Annotated in this window: 1 pseudogene; it reads right to left on the reverse strand. The window is 36.4% G+C overall.

Annotation, left to right across the window (positions count from 1 at the left end):
* Positions 1 to 205, reverse strand: a pseudogene (locus tag AAEY78_RS13695) (hypothetical protein); the annotation flags it as partial.
* Between the last annotated feature and the right edge of the window lie 56 nt (positions 206 to 261).

The following is a 261-nucleotide window of genomic DNA, read 5'->3' on the forward strand; positions in this document are numbered from 1 at the left end:
CTACTCCTGTACCTCTTATGACTTCTAAATTCCCAAGGCTCTCTTGAGTTTCAGGGTCTATAAGTTCCTCAGGATCTATATAGTAAACTAGAAATGTATCTCCTACCTCTACTCCATCTATAGAACCTCTGTTAATCACAAGTTCGAATGGACTGCTCTTTTTGACAACCATAGCTGGAAATGGTCTAAATAGTGTATTATCCAAAATCAAACGCTCCTGGAATTATGAAACTAGGTATTGCAGATTTTAATACTATCTTT

Source organism: Psychrobacter sp. 16-MNA-CIBAN-0192 (assembly GCF_040309565.1).
Lineage (GTDB): Bacteria > Pseudomonadota > Gammaproteobacteria > Pseudomonadales > Moraxellaceae > Psychrobacter.